The organism is Arcobacter rhizosphaerae (assembly GCF_049472155.1).
In the GTDB taxonomy this organism is placed as follows: Bacteria; Campylobacterota; Campylobacteria; order Campylobacterales; family Arcobacteraceae; genus Arcobacter_B.
On record NZ_JBMOVW010000002.1, the window covers coordinates 451,569 to 474,360 of the forward strand.

Sequence of the window (22,792 nt, forward strand, 5' to 3'; positions counted from 1 at the left end):
TACCATTATTTCATTATTGACTAGTAAAATTAAGTGCATTTTAAATGATTCAATTGTAATATAAAATAACAAATAATAAAGGACAACATAATGAAATTAGCAAAATTAGCTTTAGCATGTACATTAGCATTAACAGTAGTAAATGCTCAGGATGTAATGCAAAAATCTATGTCAATCATGGAAAAAGGAATGACTCAAATCCAAAAAGGATTTTTAAATAATAACCTTGAATTAATTAAAGAAGGTTCTGCTTTAGTTAAAGAAGGAAATGCACTTTTCTCTGACAAAAAAGTAATAGAAAAATATTTACCTGAAAATAAAAAACATTTAGTTAATGTTGCTTCTGCAAGTAGTGAAAGAATAAGCTTAGATATTAATGTTTTAGAATTAAACTTAGATCAAAAAGCATACTTAAGTGCTGCTGATGCATATTCTGATATGTTAAATGCCTGTTCAAGATGTCATTCAATCGTAAGAAGTTGGTAAATTAAAAGTAGAGCAAAGCTCTACTTTTATTAAGTAAACCAATTAAATCTACATATATATTTAATCTCTTATTTCATAAATTTTCACTACAATTTCTAGATTATTAGCAAGGATATAAATGAACTATAAAATATCAATATTCTTATGTTTTTTTTCAATAAGTCTATTTGCACAAACAGGTTTCAAAAAAGAAATAACATATAATAAAGATAGAAAATTAGAAACTGCTATTTGGTATCCTAGTTTAGAAAAAGAAAATGAAACTTTTGCACAAAATATTTTATTCTATGGTTTTAAATCAAAAGCCAATGCACAAATAAAAAAAGGGAAATATCCTTTAATTATTTTTGTTCATGGTTCAACTGGCAATGTAAAAAATCAATCTTGGTTAGCAAATGATTTAGCAAAAAACAATATAGTTATTGCTGCTAATCATCCTGGTTATACATCAAAAAACTCAAATCCAGAAAGTTTACTTAGAGTTTGGAATCAACCCAAAGATGTATCTTATTTAATAGATTATGCACTAGAATCTGAATTTAAAAATTATATAGATGAAAATAAAATCTATGTATTAGGTTTTTCACTAGGAGGATATACTTCATTGGCATTAAGTGGAGCAAAACTTGATATGAGTAAATATGAAGAGTTTTGTAAAAAATATGAAGATGAAGCTTGTAAATATTTTAAAGAAGCTTTCTCAATTATTAATAACCAGTACTTAAAAAATGCAAGTCAAGACTTAAAAGATAAAAGAGTAAAAGCTTCAATTGCTTTAGCTCCTGGTTTTGTACAGAATATGACAAATGAATCACTGAGAAAAATAGATATACCAACACTTATTATTGGAGCACAATTAGATTATAGTGTACCTGTAGAAACTGCTATAAAAAGTAAAATGCAACATTTCTCTAAAACAATTAAATACTATGAAATAAAAGATGCTGGACATTTCTCCTTCCTACAAAGATGTACTAATAAAGCACCTTTTATACTAGAAGAAGAAAATGCCCAATTTATATGTTTAGATGGCAAAAAGAAAAAAAGAGAAACTATACATCAAGAAACAACTAAATTAGTTAAGTCATTTTTAAAAGAAGTTAATAACTTAAAGTAAAATCTTAGAACTAGCAGAAACTATTGCTGTTTCACTTCTAAGAATTAAAGAAGAAGTAAAGCCTACTACTTTTTCTTTATCAAAAGAAATTCTTTCATCATCAGAAAAGCCACCTTCACAACCAATTATTAAAGTCTTTATATCATCTTTTTTTGTTTCAATATTAGTTTTAGAAAAATCTAAAAAATATGAATCAGGATTTTTTTGTAAAAAATCTTCTAAACTATCACAAACTTCAAGTTTTATAATAGAAGACCTTCCACATTGACTAGAAGAATTGTATAAAATTCTATTTAATTTCTCTATATTAATTTTAAAGTTTTTTTGTGAATATTCACAATAAATAAATGTAATTTTATCTACTCCTAATTCATTTAATGAAGCTATATATTTTTCAACTGTTTTAGGATCAACCATGCACCAAGCAAGATGAAGTTTTTTATCATTTTCAATAATTTTTTCTTCTTTCTCAATAAGTGTTAAAGAAGCATCTTTTCTTCCAATTGTATCAAGCCTATATAAATATATAAAATCATCTTTTAAATTTCTAAAATAAATTTCATCATCAATTTTATGTCTTCGAGCTTTTATTAAATATTTATAAGTATCATTGTTGATATTTAAAGTTGAGTCACTTGCATTCTCATGATAAGAAAATTGCATTTTAAAATGCCTTACTTATTATATAAATTGAAACTAACACCATAATTTCAATTGTATATATTTTTTTAGCATATTTATAAAACTCTTCTTGTAAATTAAGGTCTACACTTTTAATAACTCTCATTTTTTTATATCTTTTTATTTCAATAACTAAAAGAAAAATTGAAGTAGGTATCATTATAAAAATAGTAAAACTCATTGCATGTGCATAAAAAGCAACTATTGTTCCTGTATACATTATAATAGCATTTGTTAAATGATATAAAGGCGTCATAAACTTTAATCTTTTTGCTAATTTCATAAAGTCTTTTACACTAATAACTGAATAAAGGTTAAATAACATTACTGCTAAAAAAAAGTAAATTGTATATACATGCGTGTCTATTGCACTTTGCATTAATTCCATATTTGTTTATCTCACTTTTAAAAAATTTCGCTATTATATCTAACTTGTCATAAGTTTTTTATTTTAAATATCAAAAGGAATAATAATGGCTATTAGTGTTGAAGATACTATAAATATTATTTCAAAACTTCATATAAAACAAGATTTTGAAATTATCTCAATAGAAAGTGCTTTAAATAGGCTTTGTGCCCAAGATATATATGCAACATATAATTTACCTAAATTTAATAATTCAGCAATGGATGGATATGCAGTATTCTTTGAAAACAAAGATGAAGAATTAGAAATAATTGATACTATTTTTGCAGGAGACGATAATAAAACACTTTTAGAAAAAAATAGCTGTATAAAGATCATGACAGGAGCTAGAATTCCTAAAAATGCAACAGCAATTGTTCCAAAAGAAGATACACAAAAAATTAATGATAATAAAATTAAAATTATAAAGAATGTAAAAGAATTCCAACATATAAGATATATAGGTGAAGATATAAAAAAAGATGAACTTTTAATTAAAAAAGGTATAGAAATAAATTTTTCTCATATTGCCCTATTATCTTCACAAGGTATTACACATATAAAAGTTTATAAAAGACCAAAAATTGTTGTATTTTCTAGTGGTGAAGAGTTAAAACTTCACTATGAAAAAATACAAGAACATCAAATATATAATTCAAATACACCTACGCTTATTGCTAAAGCAAAAGAGCTTGGATGTGAAGTAACATTTATAGGTCAGGCAAAAGATTCTATTGAAGCTATAAAAGAGCTTGTTCAGAACTCCTTACATGCTGATTTAATTATCACATCAGGTGGAGTTTCAGTAGGTGATGCTGATTTCACAAAAGCTGCGTTTAATGAACTAAACTTCCAAACACTATTTGATGGAATTATAATAAAACCTGGAAAACCAACTGTATTTGGAAAAATAAAAAATACATATATATTAAACCTACCAGGTAATCCATTAGCCAGTGCAATGATTTTTGAAATGTTTGGAAAACTAATAATACAAAAACTTTTAGGTTCAAGTGAAATTTATCCTAATTTTATTGAAACTAAAATATCAGAAAATCTAAAAAATAAAGCAGGAAGAATTACTTTAATTCCTGGATTCTTTGATGGGCAAGAATTTAAACCATCACAAAAAAGAAGTCCTGGAATGGTTTCAGTTTTAGCCTCATGTAATGCAATGATAGCTCTAAGTGAAAAAGTAAACTATTTAGAAAAATATACAAAAGTTAAAGTTCTACCTATTAATTGGAAATTTTTTACAGATAAAAAAAAGGATTTTTTAACAAATGAATAACATATCAAATAAAAAAGCAATATGTATTTTAAGTGGAGGTATGGACTCTACACTTAGCTCATATATAGCAAAAAATGATGGTTATGAAATTATTGCAGTTCATTTTAACTATGGACAAAGAACAGAAAAAAGAGAATTAGAAGCATTTAGGAATATTTGTGAAGATTTACAAATTAAACAAAAGTATGAAATAGATATTCCTTTTTTTACACAAATTGGTGCAAGTGCTCTAACGGATAAAGATATTGATGTTCCAGTAGATGGAGTTGAAGCTGGTGTTCCTATTACTTATGTACCATTTAGAAATGGTATTTTTTTATCAATTACAGCAGCTATTGCTGAAAAAGAAGAAGCCCAAGCTATGTATATTGGTGTAGTTCAAGAAGATAGTTCAGGATATCCAGATTGTACAGATACTTTTATTGCAGATATTACAAAAGCTATTAATCAAGGAACAAAAGAATCAACTAATATTGAAATTAAAACTCCACTTGTTCACTTAAGTAAAGCACAAATTGTTTCAAAAGCTATAGAATTAAATGTACTATTAAAACATACTTGGTCATGTTATAAAGAAGAAGATAAAGCTTGTGGAGTTTGTGATTCTTGTAGATTAAGATTAAATGGGTTTAAAGTAGCTAAGGTAAAAGACCCTATACCGTATAAGGATTAAAATGAAATGGAAAATATCAAAAGAGTTTGATTTTTGTTATGGGCATAGAGTTTGGTCTCAAAAACTAGATACAGAATTTTCATTAGATGCTTGTCTAAAGTGTAGACATCTGCATGGTCATCAAGGAAAAATTCTAATTTACTTAGAAGCCGAAGAATTAAAAGATGGTATGGTAACTGACTTCAAACACCTAAACTGGTTTAAAGCTTTTTTAGATGATGTGCTTGATCATAAATTTATATTAGATATAAATGATCCTTTATACTCTAAACTTTTATCAGATGTGCAAAAAGAAGAACTAATAAAATTTGATGAAGGATACTATTTAGTCGATTTAACTAAATTTAAAGATGAAGAATCTTATTTAACTGAACTGTATGAAGGTTATGTTTTAGTAGATTTTGTACCAACAAGTGAAAATTTATCAGCATGGTTCTTAAAAATAGTTCAAAAAAAGATGGATAAACTTGGTGTTAAAGTCTCACATGTTGAATTTTTAGAAACTCCTAAAAGTAAGAGTACTTTTTATGCTTGAAATAAATGAGATTTTCGGTCCTACAATTCAAGGCGAAGGAAAATTAGTAGGGTCTCCTTCTGTTTTTATTAGATTTGGAAAATGTAATTTTAAATGTATTGGTTTCAATGTAGAATATGAAACACCAAGTGGTATAAAAAAATGCGCTTGCGATACTTATTATGCAGTTGATCCAGCTTTTAAAGAGTCATGGACAAAATACAAATCTTATGATGAAATAGTAAAAGAAGTAAATAAATTAACAAACATTTATAATTATGACTATAAAATGGATATTGTAATTACAGGTGGTGAGCCTTTGCTTTATTGGAATAAAAAAGAATTTCAAAATCTACTTAAATATTATGTAGAAGAAGGTCATCAAGTAACTATTGAAACAAATGCTTCTTTAAATTTAAACTTTGAAGAAGAGTATCAAAAAAATATTCTATTTTCAATGAGTGTGAAACTAAGTAACTCATTAGAACCTTTAAAGAAAAGAGTCAATTATGAAACTTTAACAAAGGTTTTAACTAATACAAAAGATTCTTATTTAAAATTTGTAATAAATAAAAACTTTATGCAAAAAGCTCAAGAAGAAATTAAGACTATACTCTCAAACATTCCTAAATGTGAAGTCTACCTAATGCCAATGGGTGATGATGCTATAACTATAAATGAAAATGATGAAGCTGTAATTAACATGGCAATTCAAAATGGCTATAAATATTGTGATAGATTACACATAAGAGTTTGGAATAATAAAAGAGGCGTTTAAAACTCAATAATCTTTTTATATATAAAAATGCGATATAATACGCAAATTTTTTGAAATTTATTAAACGAAAAAGGAAAAAAATGAATTTTACAGGTTCAAATGTATTAGTTACAGGAGCTAGCAGAGGTATTGGTGCTCAAATTGCGAAAACATTAGCTAGTTATGGTTTAAAAGTTTGGATTAACTATAGAAGTGGAGCTGATGCTGCTGAAAAAATCAAAGAAGAGATTGAAGCTGCTGGTGGTAAAGCTGCAATAGTTAAAGCTGATGTAACAAATGAAGAAGAGTTTACAGCAGCTATAAAAACTGTAATTGATGCAGATGGTGAACTATCTTATTTAGTTAACAATGCAGGTATTACAAGAGATAAATTAGCCTTAAGAATGTCAGTTGAAGATTTCAATGATGTAATTGCAGCTAACTTAACATCTGCATTTATTGGATGTAAAGCATCTTTAAAAGTGATGGGTAAAAAAAGATTTGGTTCAATTGTAAATATTTCTTCAATTGTTGGAGAAATGGGAAACCCTGGACAAACAAACTACTCTGCTTCAAAAGGTGGATTAAATGCAATGACTAAATCTTTTGCAAAAGAAGCCGCTGCAAGAGGTATTAGATACAATGCTGTTACACCAGGATTTATCCAAACAGATATGACAGATGAATTAAAAGAAGAAGTTAAAGCAGAATATGAAAAAAATATTCCTTTATCAAGATTTGGACAGCCAAAAGAAATAGCTGATGCTGTTGCATTTTTACTAAGTGATCACTCTTCTTATATCACAGGAGAGATTTTAAAAGTTAATGGTGGTTTATACGTTTAGAAATTTAATCTAAACTAAAATTTTATAATTTAAAAGACTTTTTAAAATCTTTTTAGTTATAATACGTAGATAATTTTATAAAAGGAAATAAATATGGCATTATTAGATGATGTAAAAGAAGTAGTAGTAGAGCAATTAGATTGTGATGCAGCTGAAATTAAAGAAGATTCAAAGTTTATCGAAGATTTAGGTGCAGATTCACTAGATGTAGTTGAATTAGTTATGGCTTTAGAAGAAAAATTCGATATCGAAATCCCTGATGAAGATGCTGAAGGAATCTTAACTGTTTCTGATGCTATTAAATACATCGAAAATAACGCGTAATTTATACGCTTAAGTTTCATAGAAGACTAATTATATTAGTCTTCTGTTTTAATCAATAATTTCAATTGTTGAATTTTTTAATATCATAAAAGATTGAATAGTTTAAATAATAAATACGGAGCATTTTTAATGAAAAGAGTTGTTGTAACTGGTTTAGGTACTATTAATTCTATTGGACATAATGTAGAAGAATCATTTAACGCAGCAGTTGCAGGTGAATGTGGAATTGATACAATCACATTATTTGACGCAAGTGAGTTTCCTGTAAAAATTGCAGGTGAAGTTAAAGATTTTGACCCTACTACTGTAATGGATAAAAAAGAGGTTAAAAAAGCAGATAGATTTATTCAATTAGGAATAAAAGCTGCTAAAGAAGCTATGATTGATTCTGGTTTTGCTACAGAAGAAAATAAAAAAGTGAACGAAGCTGACTCAGCTAGATTTGGTATTATTTCTGCTTCTGGTATTGGTGGATTAGGAACAATTCAAAAGAACTCTGTAGTTTGTGAAAATAGAGGCCCTAAAAGAATCTCTCCATTTTTTATTCCATCTTCATTAGTAAACATGTTAAGTGGATTTATTTCAATTGAACATGGATTAAAAGGTCCTTCTTTATCTCATGTAACTGCTTGTGCAGCATCAACTCATGCATTAAATGATGCTGTTAAAACTATTGCTACAAATGGAGCTGATAGAGTTTTAGTAGTTGGTGCTGAATCAGCTATTTGTGGTGCAGGAATGGGTGGTTTTGCTTCAATGAAAGCATTATCATCAAGAAATGATGAACCTAAAAGAGCTTCAAGACCTTTTGATAAAGATAGAGATGGTTTTGTTATGGGTGAAGGTTCTGGAGCATTAGTTGTTGAAAGTTTAGAATCAGCACAAGCAAGAGGAGCTAAAATCTATTGTGAAATTATTGGATTTGGTGAATCAGGTGATGCTAATCATATTACAGCACCAGTTATGGATGGTCCTTTAAGATCAATGAAAGCTGCACTTGATATGGCTAAAGCTAATACAGGTGAAGATGTAAAAATTGATTATATAAATTCTCATGGTACTTCAACTCCAGTTGGAGATGTAAATGAATCTAAAGCAATTTTAGAACTATTTAATGGAGAAGAAAATTGTCCACCTGTAACTTCAACAAAAGGTCAAGTAGGACATTGTTTAGGTGCAGCAGGTGCAATTGAAGCTATTTTTGCAATTAAATCATTAAATGAAGGTGTAATTCCTCCAACAATTAACCTTGATAATCAAGATGAAGAGTGTAAATTAGATTATGTTCCAAATACAGCAAGAAAAGTTGAATTAACTACAGTAATGAGTAACAACTTTGGATTTGGTGGAACAAATGGAACTGTTATTTTTAAAAAATTTGAAGCATAATAAAAATAAAATTTAATCTAATCAAAAAAAGAGCTAGTAACCCTAGCTCTTTTTTTTTAAAGGGAGTAATAATTTGGCAGCCTATTTAGAATTTGAAGAAAAAATCAAAAAAATTGAAGAAGATATTATTGTAGCTAAAACAAAAGCAGATGAGCATGCAGTAGAAATCTTAGAGAAAAAACTTGAAAAAGAAGTAGAAAAAACTTTTAAAAACTTAAGTGATTATCAAAAACTTCAATTAGCAAGACATCCAGATAGACCATACGCAATGGACTATATCAATGAATTATTAACTGATGCTTATGAAATACATGGAGATAGACACTATGTAGATGATAAAGCAATTGTTTGTTACTTAGGTTATATTGATAAACAAAAAGTAATGGTTATTGGAGAACAAAAAGGTAGAGGTACTAAAAATAAATTACATAGAAATTTTGGTATGCCAAGCCCTGAGGGATATAGAAAAGCGCTAAGAGCTGCTAAATTAGCTGAAAAATTTCAAATTCCAATTGTTATGTTAGTTGATACGCCAGGTGCATATCCAGGAATAGGAGCAGAAGAAAGGAACCAATCAGAAGCAATTGCAAAAAATCTTTTTGAATTTGCAGATTTAACAACTCCAACTATCTCTATTGTAATTGGAGAAGGTGGTTCAGGTGGAGCTTTAGCTATATCAGTTGCTGATAAACTTGCCATGATGAGATATTCTGTATATGCAGTAATTTCTCCAGAAGGATGTAGTGCTATTTTATGGAATGATCCAGCAAAAGTTGAAACTGCTGCAAATGCACTTAGAATTACAGCTGAAAACTTAAAAGAACTAAATTTAGTTGATGATGTAATAAATGAACCATTAATTGGAGCTCATAGACAAAAAGAGCAAGCAATTCAAGCTTTAAAAGAGTATGTTATTAGTTCAATTAATGAACTAAAGACAATGACTCCTGCTCAAAGATATCAAAAAAAATACGAAAAACTTATGGCACTTGGTTCTTTCCAAGAAAACTAAACAATAATTATAAAGCAAAGAAGTTAAACTTCTTAGCTTTTTACTTGTTCACCTACTAATCTACCCACATATTCACCTGCTAGAATATGAAAATGTAAATGGGAAACTTCTTGTCCCCCATGTTCACCTATATTTGTAATTAATCTATATCCACTCTCTTTTATATTTAACTTTGAAGCAACTTTATGAATAAACTCAGTCATTTTAGTCATTATTTTTGGAGGAATTACATCAAAAGAATCATAATGCTCTTTTGGGATAACTAAAACATGAACTTTTCTTGCTGGATTAATATCATTAAATGCTAAAAAATCTTCATCTTCTAAAATAGTTTGATTTGGTATTTCACCTTTTACAATCTTACAAAAAATGCACATTATATTTCCTTCTAATAAAATAGTTAAAATTATTATAACCAAACTCTAATAAATTTTTAAGTATAATCTCCAATTTATAGAAATGATAAGTAAATTAAAATATACAATAACTTAGGGAGTGCGTAAGTGAAAGAGTGGATTGAAAAAATTGAAAATGCAAACTGTCTTGATGACTTAGAAAACCTAAGGGTAGAAACACTTGGTAAAAAAGGTGTTTTAACTTTAGAGTTTGCAAAAATGAAAACTATTCCAAATGAAGAGAAAAAAGCCTTTGCTCAAAATTTAAATAAGCAAAAAGCACAAGTAACAGAAGCTATTGAAGCTAAAAAAGTTATCTTGGAAAAAGAGGCGTTAAATAAAAAATTAGAAGCAGAAAAAATTGATGTAACAAAATTCAATAATGAATTATCATCTGGAGCAACTCATCCAGTAGTTGAAACAATGAATAGAATTATTACATACTTCCAAAATCTTAACTTTGCAGTTGAAGAGGGACCACTTGTTGAAGATGATTTTCATAACTTTGAAGCATTAAACTTACCAAAGTACCATCCAGCAAGAGATATGCAAGATACTTTTTATAATAAAGACTACACTCTATTAAGAACTCATACTTCTCCTGTTCAAATCAGAACAATGCTGAGTCAAAATACTCCTATTAGAATGATAGCGCCAGGAACTGTATTTAGAAGAGACTTTGATATTACTCATACTCCAATGTTTCATCAAATAGAAGCATTAGTAGTTGATGATGAAGACAAAGTATCATTTGCTAACTTAAAACACGTATTAGTTGAATTTTTACATCACATGTTTGGTGATGTTGATGTTAGATTTAGACCATCTTTCTTCCCATTTACGGAACCATCAGCAGAAGTAGATATTTCATGTGTATTCTGTAAAGGTGATGGATGTAGAGTATGTTCACACACAGGATGGCTTGAAGTTTTAGGTTGTGGAGTTGTTGATGAAAACGTATTTAAAGCTGTTGGTTATGAAAATAAATCAGGTTATGCCTTTGGTTTAGGTGTAGAAAGATTTGCAATGTTAATTCACAATATTGGGGATTTAAGATCACTATTTGAAAGCGATATGAAATTATTAGGACAATTTAAATGATTATTACAAGAAACTGGTTACAAGAATTTATAGATATATCAAAAATATCAACTGATGATATTTGTAAAACACTAAATTCAATTGGATTAGAAGTTGATAGTGTAGAAAAAGTTTTAATAGCTCCTAAAGTTGTTGTTGGAAAAGTAACTCAAAAAGAGAAACATCCAGATGCTGATAAACTAAATATTTGTCAAGTTGATTTAGGAAATGAACAAGTTCAAATTGTATGTGGTGCTAAAAATGTAGATGCAGGACAATATGTACCAGTAGCAACTGTTGGTTGTAACTTAGGTGGTGGTTTTAAAATCAAAAAAGCAAAATTAAGAGGAGTTGAGTCAAATGGTATGATTTGTTCTTCTACTGAAATTGGTTTACCACAACTTAATGATGGTATTTTAGTACTTGATGATTCAATTGGTGAATTAGTTTTAGGTAAAGAATTAAACGAATACAAACTAATTAATGATGAAATTATAGAGATTGAATTAACAGCAAATAAAGGTGACTGTTTAAGTATAAATGGTGTAGCAAGAGAATTATCAGCATTTTATAATATCCCTTTAAATGAATTTGAAAAAAATGTAAATTACAATGAAATAGGAATTGGTCAAGTACTTGAAGTAGAATGTGATAGTAGTATTGATTCTTCACTTATATATAAAGCTGTAGATTTTGCTGAATTTAAACTACCTTTAGTTCAAAAACTAAGAGTAGGAGCAATTGGAAAGTATAAAGAAGAAAATGATATACAAAATATACTTTCTTACACAACACATTGTAATGGTGTGATATTAAATGCTTATGCAAAAGATAAAGCTGATACAACAAATAATTTAAGTGTTTTACATATCAAAAAAGATGAAAAAGGTTTTGATAATGTATATGGAAAAGAACAACTGAGTAAAATTGCAATAAACCATGAAGATATAGATCCAAATGAGTTAAATTTTATTGTTGAAGCTTCGTATGTAAATCCTGAACTTTTAGCAAAACAAGTTTTTGAAACAAAAATAAAAACTGGTGACATTTACTATAGATCATCAAGAGGTAGTGAGCCTGATGTACAATATGGAATAGATTACTTTACTACATTAGTTTCAAAACTTGGTGCTTTAATTTATAAAGGTGCTGAAACATTTATTGAAGATAAAGAAAAAATAACTTTAGATGTAGATGTAAATAAAGTAAATGCAATTATTGGACAAGAAGTTCCTAAACTTGATATTGAAAGAATCCTAAATTCATTAGGATTTGAAGTAAAAGATGGTGCAAATGGTATATTGTCTGTTAAAATTCCATTATTTAGACATGATATTAAAAATATTGCGGACATTACAGAAGAAATTGTAAGAATCATTGGTATTGATAATATTAAATCTAAACCTTTAGCAATTGATGAAGTAAATAGAGTAAATAAAACTTCAAATGATTTAATAAAGAAAAATAAACTTAGATTTAAAGCAATAGAAAATGGTTTCTTTGAAACATTAACTTATGTATTTAGTTCAAGAGAAAATTTAGAAAAATACAACTTCCCAGTAGTTGATGAAAAACTAGATATTTTAAATCCTATTGCAAAAGAATTAAATACTTTTAGAAGTACTATTTTACTTAACCTAGTTGAAGCTTGTTCAAATAACTTTAAAACAGGAGCTAAATCAACAGCATTTTTTGAAATTGGAACAGTATTTGATGAACAAAGAAATGAAACTAAAAAAATATCTTTTATTCAAACAGGGGCAAAAGAGCTTGAAGATATTTCAAATAGTGGAAAACCTTCAAATATTGATTTCTTTAGTTTTGCTAAAAAAATATTAAATACTATTGGAAAATTTGATTTAGAAGAAATGACAGAAATTTCAAATTCTTTTATTCATCCATACCAAAATGCAAACATTATTATTGATGGTAAAATTGTAGGATACATTTCTAAACTTCATCCAAGTGTTGCAGAAGATTATGATTTAAATGATACATTTATTGCAGAAATTAACTTTGATGAAATAGCAAATGAATTAATAAAAGTTGATACATATTCTAAATTCCAAACATCTAAAAAAGATTTAAGCATTATTGCTCCAAAATCTTTAAAATATAGAGAAATTAAAGATGTAATTAATTCTATAAATGATAAAAATATTAAACAATTTAACTTAATTGATATATATAATGACGAAAAATTAGGTGAAAATGAGAGTTTAACAATTAGATTTGTATTACAAAATGATGAAAAAACTTTAGAAGAAGAAGATATTACAAAATCTATGGATAGTGTTTTAAAAGCACTTGAAGAGAAGTTATCAATAACAATTAGATAAAACAAAAAGGAAAAAAGTGAATACATTTAATATAAAAAGATTAAATAAGCCATTTAATGTAGAGATTGACTCAATAGCAAGTGATAAATCAATATCGCACAGATGTGCTATGTTTTCACTTTTTTCTAATGAAACTTCATATATCAAAAACTATTTAACAGCTGAGGATACACTAAATACTTTAAGTATAGTAGAACAATTAGGTGCAAAAATAAAAAGAGATGGTTCAAGTATAGAAATTACACCAACAGATACTTTAAGTGAACCATTAAATGTTTTAGACTGTGGAAATTCTGGAACTGCTATGAGACTATTTTGTGGTTTACTTGCATCTGTAGATGGGGCTTTTACTTTAACAGGTGATAAATATCTTCATGCAAGACCAATGAAAAGAGTTGCAGATCCATTAAGATCAATTGGTGCAAATATAGATGGTAGAGAAAATGGAAATAAAGCTCCTTTATTTATTAGAGGAGTAAAAGAGTTAAAACCATTCACATATCACTCACCAGTTGACTCAGCTCAAGTTAAATCAGCCATGATATTAGCAGCTCTTAGAGCAAATGGAGTTTCAAGATATAAAGAAAATGAACTTACACGTGACCATACAGAAAGAATGTTAAAAGGTATGGGAGCTACTTTAGAAAATGATAAAGATGGGTTTATAAATATTCATCCTTTACAAGGACACTTAAAACCTTTAAATATAACTGTTCCAACGGATCCATCATCTGGATTCTTTTTTGCAGTAGCAGCTGCAATTACACCAAATAGTTCAGTTATAATTAAAAATGTTACATTAAACCCTACAAGAGTTGAAGCATATAAAGTTCTTCAAAGAATGGGTGCAGAGGTAAACTTTGTTGAAAAAGAGAATATTTATGAACCTATAGGAGATATTGAAATTAAACACAATCAATTAAATGGAGTTGAAGTTTCTGAAAATATCTCTTGGTTAATAGATGAACTTCCAGCACTTTCAATAGCAATGAGTGTAGCAAATGGAAAATCATTAGTAAAAAATGCAAAAGAACTTAGAGTAAAAGAATCAGATAGAATTAAATCAGTAGTAACAAACCTAGAAAAATGTGGTGTTAACTATACTGAATATGAAGATGGATATGAAATAATTGGTGGAGAAATAAAAGCTGCTAATATTGATTCACATGGAGACCATAGAATTGCAATGAGTTTTGCAATTGCTGGAACTTTATGTGATATGCAAATCAATGACACAGCTTGTATTGAAACTTCATTCCCTAATTTTAAAGAGATACTTGACTCATTATATTAAGAATATTATTTTAGGCATAGTTCTTAATAAATAGTAAATAATATAGTCTAATTCTAGGCTATTTTTAAGGATAAAAATGAAAGTAAAATTAGCATCAAGTTATGGTTTTTGTTTTGGTGTAAAAAGGGCTATCAAAATAGCAGAATCCTATGAAAATTCTGCAACAATGGGTCCACTTATTCATAACCAAGATGAAATCAATAGATTAAAAAATGATTTTAATGTAGGTTTATATCAAAATCTAAAAGAAGTAAAAGATGAAGATACTGTAATTATTAGAACCCATGGTATCCCAAAAAATGACTTAAAAGATTTAAAAGCACAAAAAGCAAAAGTAATAAATGCTACATGTCCATTTGTAACTACGCCACAGCAAATTGTAAAAAAAATGTCAAAAGAAGGTTATTCAATTCTTATATTTGGAGACTCATCACATCCAGAAGTAAAAGGTGTAAAATCTTATGGAGAAGATCAAGACGATGTTCATGTTATTTTAGAAATAGATGAAATTAAAGATTTAAAGTTCAAAAATAATAAAATTGCGACTGTAGCTCAAACAACAAAGAAAAAAGAAAAATACTTAGAAATTGTAAATTACCTTATTTTAAGAAACAAAGAAGTTAGAGTTTTTAATACAATTTGTGATGCAACCTTTGAAAATCAAGATGCAGCAAGAGATTTATCAAAAGAAGTTGATGTAATGGTAGTAATTGGAGGAAAAAACTCTTCAAATACTAAACAATTACACTCTATTTGTAAAGAAAATTGTGAAGATTCTTACTTAATTGAAAACCATCAAGAAATAAAAGTAGAATGGTTTATTAATAAAAAACTATGTGGAGTAACAGCAGGAGCTAGCACTCCTGATTGGATTATACAAGAAGTAGTAAATAAAATAGAGGATTTTAACTAGAAAATTTAAGCATCAATTCTGTATAATAGTCCCATTTAATTAAAACGGTAAATATGAAGGAATAAAATGGGTATCGAAGATATTGATTTAGGTGAAGACTTTGATTTTGAGCAAATGCTTAACGAGTCTTTCGAGAATGCTGAGAATAATTCTGTAGTAAATGGTGTAATTGTTGAAATCTCTGGAGAGAGAGTTCTTGTTGATGTTGGTCAAAAAATTGAAGGTCAGTTAAATATTTCTGACATTACAATTGGTGGCGAAGTTAAATATAAAGAGGGTGATACAATCCCTGTAATGTTAATGGGAAATAGAGGTGAAAGACCAAATATCTCTCATAAAAAAGTATTACAAAAAGAAAAATTTGATGCATTTGTAGCTAAACATGGTGAAAATGTTGAAGATGTAACAATTGAAGGTAAAGTAATTTCTGTTAAAAACAGAGGTGGATTTATCATTGAGGATGAAGAAGGTTGTGAATACTTCATGCCAATGGCTCAATCTTACTTAAAAGCTCATGGAGCAATTGGTAAAAAAGTTAAAGCAAAAGTATTAAAAGTTAATACTGCACAAAACTCAATCATTGTTTCTAGAAAAAAATTAATTGAAGAAGCAAAAGCTGAAAAAGACACAAAAGTAGCTGAAATCTTAGAAAGTGGTGAACCAATTAATGGTATCATTAAAAAAATCACTTCTTATGGTATGTTTGTAGATTTAGGTGGAATTGATGGTTTAGTAAACTACAATGAAATCTCTTACAAAGGTCCTGTAAATCCTGCAAATTATTACAATGAAGGTGACGAAGTTACTGTTATTGTACTATCTTATGATAAAGCTAAACAACACTTATCATTATCAATCAAAGCTGCATTAGCAAATCCATGGGAAGAAATTAAAGACGAATTAGAAGTTGGTGATACAATTACTGTAACAGTTTCTAACTTTGAATCTTATGGTGCATTCGTTGATTTAGGTAACGACATCGAAGGTTTATTACATATTTCTGAAATTTCATGGAACAAAAACGTTAAAAATCCAAAAGAATTATTAACTTTAGGTGAAGAAGTTAATGTTGAAGTTATTGAATTAGACGTTGATAAAAAAAGATTAAGAGTATCTTTAAAGAACTTACAAGAAAAACCTTTTACTAAATTTACTAAAGAACACAAAGTTGGAGATGTAATTACTGGAAACATTGCTACATTAACTGATTTTGGTGCATTTGTAACAATTGGTGAAGTAGATGGTTTATTACATAATGAAGAGGCTTCTTGGGAGTCAAATGCAAAATGTAAAACAATGTTCAAAAAAGGTGATGAAGTAGAAGTTAAAATCATTAAAATTGATAGAGAAAAAGAAAATATTTCATTATCAATTAAAGAAATTGCTGAATCTCCAGCTAAAAAATTCCAAAATGCACATAAAATCGGTGATATCGTAAAAGGTGCAGTTAAAGATGCTAAAGACTTTGGTATTTTTATCAAATTAGATGATAACTTAGATGGACTTATTAGAAATGAAGACTTTGGACCATTAAATGCAGAAGATGTAAAAAATGGTGATGAAATCGAAGCAGTAGTAGTAAATATAGACACTAAAAGAAATAGAGTTAGATTATCTGTTAAAAGATTAGAACAACAACAAGAAAGAGAAGTTCTAAAAGCAGTTAATGATGATTCAACTATGACTTTAGGTGATTTACTAAAAGATCAAATCAAAAATTAGGATTTATTTAAAATGAGTAAGCACACAATCGTTGTTTGTGATCATATACATGAAGATGGTTTAAATATCTTACAAAATACAGAAGATGTAAACTATGTATATGCAGCAGATGTAGATAAAACAGAACTTTTAAATGTAATAAAAGACGCAGAAGTAGTGATCACTAGATCATCTACTGATGTAGATGAAAAATTTTTAGATGCAGCACAAAACTTAAAAGCTATCATTAGAGCTGGTGTTGGGTATGATAATGTTGATATTGAAGGATGTAGTAAAAGAGGAATTATCGCAATGAATGTTCCTACTGCAAATACAATAGCAGCTGTTGAATTAACAATGGCACACATGTTATCTTGTATGAGAAAATTCCCTTATGCTCACAACCAATTAAAACAAGATAGAATCTGGAAAAGAGAAGATTGGTATGGAAATGAACTTTATGGTAAAAAACTTGGTGTTATTGGATTTGGTAACATTGGACATAGAGTTGCATTAAGAGCTAAATCATTTGAAATGGACGTAGTAACATACGACCCATACATTCCTTCAACAAAAGCAACTGATTTAGGTATTTCATACACAACTAATTTTGATAATATTTTAGATTGTGACATAATTACAATTCATACACCTAAAAATCAAGAAACACTTGATATGATTGGTGAAGAGCAAATTGCTAAAATGAAAGATGGTGTTATTTTAATAAACTGTGCAAGAGGTGGTTTATACAATGAAGAAGCACTTTACAACAATTTAAAATCTGGGAAAATTGCTATGGCAGGAATTGATGTATTCATCAAAGAGCCAGCAACTGACCATCCATTATTAGATTTACCAAATGTAACTGTAACAGCACATTTAGGTGCAAATACAAAAGAATCACAAAAGAAAATTGCTACTCAAGCAGCAGAAAATGCAATTGAATCAGCAAGAGGAATTGCATATCCAAATGCTTTAAATTTACCTATTGATGAAAGTAAAATTCCTACTTTTGTAAAACCGTATATTGAATTAACTCAAAAAATGGCATTTTTAATTGCACAAAATGATAAAAGTGAAATTAGATCTATCAATGTATCAGCTGAAGGACAAATTTCAGAATACTTAGATTCATTACAAACTTTTGCAACTGTTGGCGCGTTATCAGTATCATCTGGTGATGAAATCAATTATGTAAATGCAAACTTTATAGCAGAAGAAAAAGGAATTGAACTTACAGCTTCTGAGTTCTCTGCACATAGTGGATACCAAAATAAAGTATCAGTAAAAATCACAACTTCAAATGGAGTTCAAACAATATGTGGAACTGTATTTAATGAAGATGTACAAAGAATTATTGATATCAATAACTTCTCATTAGACATTGAACCAAAAGGTAAAATGATTATTATGAGAAATAATGATGTACCAGGTGTAATTGGACAAGTAGGTTCAATCTTAGCACAAAATAATATTAATATTGCAGACTTTAGATTATCAAGAGGTAAAGATGGCGCTTTAGCTGTTATCTTAGTTGATGAAAAAGTTTGTTCAAATACAATAAGTAAACTTGAAGAGCTTGAAGCAGCTATTTCTGTTTCTTATGCTGAAATTTAGGAGTAGTTATGGCAATTGGAATGAGTGAATTAAAAAAAGGGATGAAAATTGAATTAGATGGTATCCCTTATAAAATTACTGAGTATCAACATGTTAAACCTGGTAAAGGTGCAGCTTTTGTAAGATGTAAAATCAAATCATTTTTAAATGGTAAAGTAATTGAAAAAACTTTCCATGCAGGTGATAAGTGTGAAACTCCTGATTTACAACAAAATCAAATGCAGTTTTTATATGATGATGGTGAAATGCTTCAATTCATGGATACTAACACGTATGAACAAATTGGTTTAACTTATGAGCAAGTAGGTGATGCTGAAAAATGGATTATTGATGGGATGAATGTTGATATGATGTTCTTCAATGGTAAAGCAATTACAGTTGAACCTCCAATGACTGTTGAATTAAAAATTGTAGAAACTCCACCTAACTTTAAAGGTGATTCTCAAGGTGGTAGAAAACCTGCAACATTAGAATCAGGTGCTGTTGTACAAATTCCATTTCACTTAATCGAAGGTGACATTATAAAATGTGACACAAGAACAGGTGAATATTTAGAAAAAGTTAAGTAAAACTTTTAGGTCTTTATTTCAAGTTTTGAAATAAAGACCTACCTTAATTATTAAATCACACTTAAATTATTTAATTACTTTTTAGTTTTAGTTTCTTTTGGGTATAATCCGCAAAAGGATTATAATGAAAAACTTATCTATTAAAAATAAAATACTTACAATAGTTGCTATTTCTATCATCTCAACTTTTTTAATTTCTTTAATTATTATTAATCTTGAGTCAAAAAATCTAGCACAGAACCAAAAAAATGACTTTACAAAAATAATCTATGATACGGCAAAAGAAGAACTAAATGCTTATTCTCAGTTAGCAGAAAGTTCTATTAAATACTATTTAGATAAAAGTACTCAAAATTCAATTATCAATGAACTTGAAGATGATAAAAATAAAGCAATTAATGTTATAAAAGAATTAAATATTGAAAGGAATAATTATACATCTACTGAAATTATATCAATTTTAGAAAAATATATTAGTAATGAAAAAGATATTTATTTTCAAAATGGAAAAAATATAATCAACTCCCTAAGCAATAATAATAAATCTTATATTTCCTCATTTTATATAGAAGCTTTAAATATAACTATAAATATAAAAGCAAATATTTCTGATGTAGAAAATAAATATAAAAAACAAGCTGCAAAAGTATTATCAGATTTAAGGTTCTTAGGGAACGGATATTTTTATGGTGTAGAGTTAAAAGATGATAATACTGCATGGTATGTTGTTGATGGATCAAAATTTAAAAGATTTGGTAAACAATGGGATTTAACACATAAAGATAAAAAAGGAAGAGCATATAGAAAGCAAATTATAGATACTTTAGCAAAAAGTAAAAATGGAATTACTTATGTGCCTTATGTCTTTTATAATCCTAAAACTAAACAACTTAATGAAAAATTAGCAATTGGAAAACTATTTAAACAATGGAATTGGATTATAATATCAGGTATATATCTAACAGATATGAATAAAAAAATTGACCAAAGTTATAATTCAAATGTAAAAAGTATAGATGGAATGATTGAATATTTAACTCTTGCAATTAGTATAACTTCTATTTTAATTTTATTAATAATCTCATATTTTGTTGCAAGGTATATTAAAAGAGAATTTAATTCATTTGAAAATGGACTTATTTCATTTTTTAGTTTTTTAAATAAAGAAACAAAAGAAGTTACATTACTTACAAATGATAGTAAAGATGAGTTAGGGAAAATGGCAAAAGTAGTAAATGAAAATATTATTAATGCTAAAAATAATTTAGAAAAAAATAGCCATTTTATTGAAATTGTTCAAGATACAGTAAAAGATGTTAAACAAGGTTATCTAAACAAAAAAATTACTGAAAAAGTTGATGATGAAAACTTAGAAGAATTAAGATTAAACCTTAATGAAATGCTAAATTCATTATCAAATAATGTAGGAAAAGATATAAATTTAATATTAGAAGCTTTAGATAGATTGTCAAAGAACAATTTTACACAATTAATTGATGACAATACTGGTAAGATATCTATTGCTATTAACAATGTTATTAATCTAATTAATTCAATGTTACAAGATAATGAGAAAAATGGTTTAAGTCTAAAAGATTCATCAACACAACTATCACAATATGTTCAAGAATTAAATCATTCTTCAACACAAGCGGCTTCATCTTTAGAAGAAACATCAGCTGCAGTAGAAGAAATTACATCTAATATTAGATCAAATACAAATAATATTATTCAAATGTCATCTTATACTAATGATTTAAAAGATTCATCTTCTTCAGGAGAAAAACTTGCCCTTGAAACTACAACTTCAATGGAAGAGATAAATAATCAAGTAATTGCTATAAATGATGCTATTTCAGTTATTGATCAAATTGCATTTCAAACAAATATTTTATCACTGAATGCAGCAGTAGAAGCAGCAACAGCAGGTGAAGCAGGAAAAGGTTTTGCAGTAGTTGCACAAGAAGTAAGAAACCTAGCAAGTAGAAGTGCAGAAGCAGCAAAAGAAATTAAAGATTTAGTCGAAAATGCAACACAAAAAACTAGTGAAGGTAAAACTATTTCAAATACTATGATTGAAGGATATAGAGACTTAAATACATCAATAGGAAAAACTATAGATTTAATAAAAGATATTGAAACATCTTCAAAAGAACAATTACTAGGTATTGAGCAAATCAATAATGCCATAAATAGTCTTGACAAACAAACACAAGAAAATGCTTCAATGGCTATGCAAAGTAATTTAGTAGCAAATAACACATCTTCAATTGCAGCCAAAATTTTAGAAGATGTAAATGAAAAAAAATTTAAACACTAATACAATTTGAATCTTTATAAAATATTATAAAGATTCAAATCTCTATTTTTTATTTTCTTTTTAAAAACATGATTTTTTCTTCCCCAATATAGTTCTCATGAACAATTTGGAAATCTATGTCAATATCATTTAAAGCATTATGGCCTTTTCTAATTTTAGGGTTTACTAATAAAACAATATAATCAAGTCTATCTTTTAAAATATCTAACAAATTATATGTTCCTTCAACCATGACAAAATTATAATCAAGTAATTTAAATAAATCGTTACTTATATGAACTTTTCTATTTGGAATTTTAAATAAAGGGATATTTGTATCAAAAACTTTATTTTTACTATATATCATTATATCTGGTGCTTTACCTGCAATATACCTAGCATCTAAGGTAGGTTTATCAATTCTTACAGTATTTCCGCCAATAAGCATTAAATCAATTTTATCTCTTAAAGTATGTACATAGGCCTTAGCATTATTTGAAGAAATTGCTCCATCAATAGAACCATTTAAAGTTTGAGCCATTTTATAAAATATAAATGTACCACTATTCCACTTTAAAAAAGGATATAAAAGCTCATAAGCTTCTTTTTTCATACATCCAATACTTACATCGATATTAACTGTTTTTAATGTCTCACATCCACCTCTAGCCTTTTTATTTAAATCTTCATGTGCTACTATAACTTTTTTAGGTTTTAATTCTTTTAATAAATTTGCACAAGCAGGTGTTTTACCTATATGATTACAAGGTTCTAATGTTACATAAACTTTACAATCATTAAAAAAACCTTTATGGTTTTTTATTAAATATTCATGTATATCATTTGAACTAATTTTCGTTTTTAATAAGTCATTTGGATAGTATTTAAGAAAGGCCTCTTTTAAAGCATTTACTTCTGCATGGGCTTCTCCAGCTTCTTTGTGGGCTTCTATAGCTAAAATTTCTGTATCACCTTTTACTATGACACACCCTACTGCTGGATTTGGGTAAGTTAAAAATTGATATTTCCAAGCTTCATCAATAGCTAATTTCATAAAAAATTTGTCGTTTATTTTCATTTTTAATCCATA

General features: G+C 27.7%; 22 protein-coding genes. 18 read left to right on the top strand and 4 right to left on the bottom strand.

Going from position 1 to position 22,792, the window contains the following annotated elements; translation table 11 throughout:
- The first annotated feature begins 90 nt into the window (after positions 1–90).
- Both ACH5BH_RS05270 and ACH5BH_RS05275 read left to right on the top strand, forming a co-directional pair.
- Positions 91–486, top strand: a complete 396-nt coding sequence (locus ACH5BH_RS05270; protein WP_404306005.1) for a hypothetical protein — start codon at positions 91–93, stop codon at positions 484–486.
- Between the two features lie 118 nt (positions 487–604).
- Positions 605–1,603: an alpha/beta hydrolase family protein gene (locus ACH5BH_RS05275; protein ID WP_423297675.1), complete on the top strand. Its 999-nt coding sequence runs from the start codon at positions 605–607 to the stop codon at positions 1,601–1,603.
- Here ACH5BH_RS05275 and ACH5BH_RS05280 read toward each other — a convergent pair.
- Complete coding sequence (locus ACH5BH_RS05280; protein ID WP_423297676.1) at positions 1,595–2,266, bottom strand: 16S rRNA (uracil(1498)-N(3))-methyltransferase; 672 nt, start codon at positions 2,264–2,266, stop codon at positions 1,595–1,597. The two genes, ACH5BH_RS05275 and ACH5BH_RS05280, sit on opposite strands and share 9 nt — an antisense overlap.
- 1 nt (position 2,267) lies before the next feature.
- Positions 2,268–2,672 (bottom strand): hypothetical protein, encoded by a 405-nt coding sequence (locus ACH5BH_RS05285; protein ID WP_423297677.1) that lies wholly within the window; start codon positions 2,670–2,672, stop codon positions 2,268–2,270.
- Positions 2,673–2,757: 85 nt separating this feature from the next.
- Between ACH5BH_RS05285 and ACH5BH_RS05290 the strand changes: the two genes are divergently transcribed.
- The 8 genes from ACH5BH_RS05290 to accA all read left to right on the top strand — a co-directional run bounded on the left by ACH5BH_RS05290 (position 2,758) and on the right by accA (position 9,495).
- On the top strand, positions 2,758–3,981 hold the full coding sequence (locus ACH5BH_RS05290) for a molybdopterin molybdotransferase MoeA (RefSeq protein ID WP_423297678.1): 1,224 nt from the start codon (positions 2,758–2,760) through the stop codon (positions 3,979–3,981).
- Positions 3,974–4,654, top strand: coding sequence for a 7-cyano-7-deazaguanine synthase QueC (gene queC / locus ACH5BH_RS05295; RefSeq protein WP_423297679.1), 681 nt, complete (start codon positions 3,974–3,976; stop codon positions 4,652–4,654). Before ACH5BH_RS05290 ends, queC begins: the two co-directional genes overlap by 8 nt.
- A gap of 1 nt (position 4,655) precedes the next feature.
- A complete protein-coding gene (locus tag ACH5BH_RS05300) occupies positions 4,656–5,189 on the top strand; it encodes a 6-carboxytetrahydropterin synthase (protein ID WP_404306017.1) in 534 nt (177 codons plus the stop codon).
- A complete protein-coding gene (locus ACH5BH_RS05305) occupies positions 5,182–5,946 on the top strand; it encodes a 7-carboxy-7-deazaguanine synthase QueE (RefSeq protein ID WP_423297680.1) in 765 nt (254 codons plus the stop codon). The genes ACH5BH_RS05300 and ACH5BH_RS05305 overlap by 8 nt, the downstream gene beginning before the upstream one ends.
- Before the next feature lie 80 nt (positions 5,947–6,026).
- The gene (gene fabG / locus ACH5BH_RS05310) at positions 6,027–6,770 is read left to right on the top strand and encodes a 3-oxoacyl-ACP reductase FabG (protein WP_404306020.1); all 744 of its coding nucleotides are present in this window, start codon (positions 6,027–6,029) and stop codon (positions 6,768–6,770) included.
- Between the two features lie 93 nt (positions 6,771–6,863).
- Entirely contained in the window at positions 6,864–7,094 is a 231-nt protein-coding gene (gene acpP / locus ACH5BH_RS05315; protein WP_254577061.1) for an acyl carrier protein, read from the top strand.
- 129 nt (positions 7,095–7,223) lie between these two features.
- Positions 7,224–8,483 (top strand): beta-ketoacyl-ACP synthase II, encoded by a 1,260-nt coding sequence (locus ACH5BH_RS05320; RefSeq protein ID WP_404306023.1) that lies wholly within the window; start codon positions 7,224–7,226, stop codon positions 8,481–8,483.
- Between the two features lie 73 nt (positions 8,484–8,556).
- Complete coding sequence (gene accA, locus ACH5BH_RS05325) at positions 8,557–9,495, top strand: acetyl-CoA carboxylase carboxyl transferase subunit alpha (RefSeq protein WP_423297681.1); 939 nt, start codon at positions 8,557–8,559, stop codon at positions 9,493–9,495.
- 32 nt (positions 9,496–9,527) lie between these two features.
- Here accA and ACH5BH_RS05330 read toward each other — a convergent pair whose 3' ends face one another.
- Positions 9,528–9,872: a histidine triad nucleotide-binding protein gene (locus ACH5BH_RS05330; RefSeq protein ID WP_404306026.1), complete on the bottom strand. Its 345-nt coding sequence runs from the start codon at positions 9,870–9,872 to the stop codon at positions 9,528–9,530.
- Positions 9,873–9,998: 126 nt separating this feature from the next.
- On the opposite strand from ACH5BH_RS05330, the gene pheS reads away from it, so the two are divergent.
- The 8 genes from pheS (at position 9,999) to ACH5BH_RS05370 (ending at position 21,723) form a co-directional block, all read left to right on the top strand.
- Complete coding sequence (gene pheS / locus ACH5BH_RS05335; RefSeq protein ID WP_404306029.1) at positions 9,999–10,991, top strand: phenylalanine--tRNA ligase subunit alpha; 993 nt, start codon at positions 9,999–10,001, stop codon at positions 10,989–10,991.
- On the top strand, positions 10,988–13,309 hold the full coding sequence (gene pheT / locus ACH5BH_RS05340; RefSeq protein ID WP_423297682.1) for a phenylalanine--tRNA ligase subunit beta: 2,322 nt from the start codon (positions 10,988–10,990) through the stop codon (positions 13,307–13,309). Before pheS ends, pheT begins: the two co-directional genes overlap by 4 nt.
- Positions 13,310–13,325: 16 nt before the next feature.
- Positions 13,326–14,603, top strand: a complete 1,278-nt coding sequence (gene aroA, locus ACH5BH_RS05345) for a 3-phosphoshikimate 1-carboxyvinyltransferase (RefSeq protein WP_423297683.1) — start codon at positions 13,326–13,328, stop codon at positions 14,601–14,603.
- Between the two features lie 76 nt (positions 14,604–14,679).
- On the top strand, positions 14,680–15,516 hold the full coding sequence (locus ACH5BH_RS05350) for a 4-hydroxy-3-methylbut-2-enyl diphosphate reductase (RefSeq protein WP_423297684.1): 837 nt from the start codon (positions 14,680–14,682) through the stop codon (positions 15,514–15,516).
- Positions 15,517–15,582: 66 nt separating this feature from the next.
- Positions 15,583–17,238, top strand: a complete 1,656-nt coding sequence (locus ACH5BH_RS05355; protein WP_423297685.1) for a 30S ribosomal protein S1 — start codon at positions 15,583–15,585, stop codon at positions 17,236–17,238.
- 12 nt (positions 17,239–17,250) lie between these two features.
- On the top strand, positions 17,251–18,834 hold the full coding sequence (gene serA, locus ACH5BH_RS05360; protein WP_423297686.1) for a phosphoglycerate dehydrogenase: 1,584 nt from the start codon (positions 17,251–17,253) through the stop codon (positions 18,832–18,834).
- 8 nt (positions 18,835–18,842) lie between these two features.
- Positions 18,843–19,403: an elongation factor P gene (gene efp, locus ACH5BH_RS05365; protein WP_404306041.1), complete on the top strand. Its 561-nt coding sequence runs from the start codon at positions 18,843–18,845 to the stop codon at positions 19,401–19,403.
- Between the two features lie 124 nt (positions 19,404–19,527).
- Positions 19,528–21,723 (top strand): methyl-accepting chemotaxis protein, encoded by a 2,196-nt coding sequence (locus ACH5BH_RS05370; protein WP_423297687.1) that lies wholly within the window; start codon positions 19,528–19,530, stop codon positions 21,721–21,723.
- A gap of 49 nt (positions 21,724–21,772) precedes the next feature.
- Here ACH5BH_RS05370 and ribD read toward each other — a convergent pair whose 3' ends face one another.
- Entirely contained in the window at positions 21,773–22,780 is a 1,008-nt protein-coding gene (gene ribD / locus ACH5BH_RS05375; RefSeq protein ID WP_423297688.1) for a bifunctional diaminohydroxyphosphoribosylaminopyrimidine deaminase/5-amino-6-(5-phosphoribosylamino)uracil reductase RibD, read from the bottom strand.
- Between the last annotated feature and the right edge of the window lie 12 nt (positions 22,781–22,792).